Origin of the sequence: Bacillus sp. SM2101 (genome assembly GCF_018588585.1) — a bacterium.
Lineage (GTDB): Bacteria > Bacillota > Bacilli > Bacillales > SM2101 > Nanhaiella > Nanhaiella sioensis.
In genome coordinates this window covers 1-2,407 of sequence record NZ_JAEUFG010000079.1, presented here as the reverse complement: position 1 = coordinate 2,407, position 2,407 = coordinate 1, and the positions used below count along the sequence as shown (strand labels likewise).

Here is a 2,407-nt window from a genome sequence, read left to right as displayed (position 1 = left end):
AATACAGCATTCGTTCCTATCGAAGGAAGTAACAATGAACCTCAAATTTTCCAATTAGCTTAATAACAAAATACAATAATTAATTAGTCGAATAGTTCTAAGACTACATGACAATATTATTCAACAATATGGCGCAAGAAGGTAGTTAAGGCTATCTGGACTATGTTAAGGATAGTTATCTATTAAGTAAACACAAGGGATAAAGAGGTTACTAAGGACTGAAAAATAGTCCTTTTTGTTTTGAATTAAGAATACCCAACAATTAATTTGTATACATATAAGCCTTTTATATCAGTGTGTTTACATAGTAAACATAATAATTTAATACTTAAGTCACCATCATAAATGACTTAAGCCACTTATTTAAGACTCTGAACATTCTTATAATAATTATGTGAAAACACTAATAATGTATAAAGGAGGGAAATAAATGCGTAAGATTGTCGCGCTTGTAGCAATGCTAGGTCTTTTATTTTCTGCTAATGGAGTTTCAGCTGAGGTGAATAATGACGGAATATTTACACCTGATTGTCATCATGAAGTTGAGAGATGCTTTCCAGAATAAATTAAATAACTTTGAGGTGGAATTTGATTTATAGGTTCCACCTTTATTACTAAACTAAATAGAAAATAAGATGAATAAGAGCATGCCATCATATGGCATGCTCTTGTTATGTATAGCTCTTGTTATGTATAGCTCTTGTTATGTATAGCTCTTGTTATGTATAGCTCTTGTTATGTATAGCTCTTGTTATGTATAGTTATGGTTGTATACAAGTACCTGTGCTAGTGCACAATGGTGGATTATGGTCAGCACTTGCAACAGATAAACCTGATCCAATTAAAGTTAAAGTTAGTGCCGAAACTAATAATAGCTTTTTCATTTTGAATAACACCTCCTAATAATTTTTTAATCCTAAAATTATATATTCTTCAAAAAAATTGTAAATCCTTCTAGAATATTGTGTATTTTTGCATTATTTAGACTATTTTTTATAGGACATAATGATTAATGAGTCGAATAGTCTAAGGTTACATGACAATATTATTCAAAAATACGGCGCAAAAATGTACCTAAAGCTATTCATACTACCTTAAGAATCAAATCAATATCAATTAAAATGGGATTAACCAGGTAACTGGTTGATCTCAAAATACGATTGGTGCTTCTCAGAAATCATACTTAAAAGCGTCTTTAATTTTTTTTATCGTTTAAATTGGTAAATAACACAAGATTATTAAGAAATGCTTAACTTTCAACAACTTTACACTCCTCTTTCATAGAATGGTGAATTTATTTATTGAAAGGGAATAGGTAATGAATTCTCAAAATCCATGAAAATTTCCGATGTTACACAGGAGATGTTTTTTAACATAGACCTAATTTCGAGATAGACCTCTTTGGAATACTTTCAAATGATTAATTGATGCATTTTTTAACTGAATAAATACAGTTCTTACATCTGGTGGAAGAATTAAAGAAAGAAATTTATTATACATATTTATATTCTCAACCTCACCTTGTACTCCAGCAGCAAAGGCGTTTTTTATCGTTTCTGGGGTAGTAACAAACATCCTTGAGATGTCTTCAGGAGTAGGTACTTGATATTGTTCAAAAAGGGGAAGCAAAGCACTAATATGCCTTAACTCAGCTTCTTGGATTTGAGCAAATGTACGTATATATCCAAAATTGTAAAGAATATTATTATATCTAGCCTGTGCAAGGAATTCGTCTTGTAAAGCATAGGTTAACATCTGAGGTAAGTTTAATGTTGGAGCATTCAAAGCACCTTTGGCTCCATAGTCATTAGCATTTTGTCTTAACAATGGCTTATAGTAATGAGCTTGATTATGAAAGCTTACTTCCATTGATTGTATCCCACCTCCTGAATTATTTTCTTTCCTTGATGTTAAAAGATTTTCATGGACGATAAATTTGATGTTATTCTCTTTAATAGTGTATAAAAAATTAATTAATATGTAACTTGGACATCACAATGGAAGCAAGAACTTTAATTGATAAAGAAGGTTTTTCTTTCTTTAACGGTACATTGATTCAAGTACAGGCCTCTACTACAGCACATAAGGTAGTTTGTGTAAATAACAATTAGATGTGTAACCAGCGTGTATTAGTGTGCTAGGTAATTTACATCAATTTTATGCTTTTTCGATTGTGGAATGCCTAGAGTGTTTATTCATCAATTTGGCGCAAGAATATAGTAAGCGCCATCCCGGATACCTTAAAATAATAACTGTTAATAACCAGAAATGTACTGGTTGATCGCCTATCGGGTGCTTATCTCTAATATGGTAAGCAGCCTTTTTTTGTAAAAAAAAGATTGAGTTAATCGTCATTTTTTGAAATAATTGGAATCAAGCTAACGAGAGTTTATGGAGTAAAAACTTT

2 protein-coding genes and 1 pseudogene are annotated in these 2,407 nt (G+C 30.9%); 1 reads left to right on the top strand and 2 read right to left on the bottom strand.

Annotated elements, in window-relative coordinates; genetic code table 11:
* Window positions 1-430 precede the first annotated feature (430 nt).
* Window positions 431-565, top strand: coding sequence for a hypothetical protein (locus JM172_RS25340; protein WP_284730508.1), 135 nt, complete (start codon window positions 431-433; stop codon window positions 563-565).
* Window positions 566-761: 196 nt separating this feature from the next.
* Here the strand turns inward: JM172_RS25340 and JM172_RS25335 are convergent, their stop codons facing one another.
* Window positions 762-884: a hypothetical protein gene (locus tag JM172_RS25335; protein ID WP_284730503.1), complete on the bottom strand. Its 123-nt coding sequence runs from the start codon at window positions 882-884 to the stop codon at window positions 762-764.
* Between the two features lie 496 nt (window positions 885-1,380).
* A pseudogene (locus tag JM172_RS24165) lies at window positions 1,381-1,806 on the bottom strand (ferritin-like domain-containing protein); the annotation flags it as partial.
* Window positions 1,807-2,407 lie beyond the last annotated feature (601 nt).

Bases quoted from the DNA above. Each gene is read 5' to 3' on its own strand.
- JM172_RS25340 (WP_284730508.1), top strand. From the start codon at position 431: ATGCGTAAGATTGTCGCGCTTGTAGCAATGCTAGGTCTTTTATTTTCT.
- JM172_RS25335 (WP_284730503.1), bottom strand. From the start codon at position 884: ATGAAAAAGCTATTATTAGTTTCGGCACTAACTTTAACTTTAATTGGA.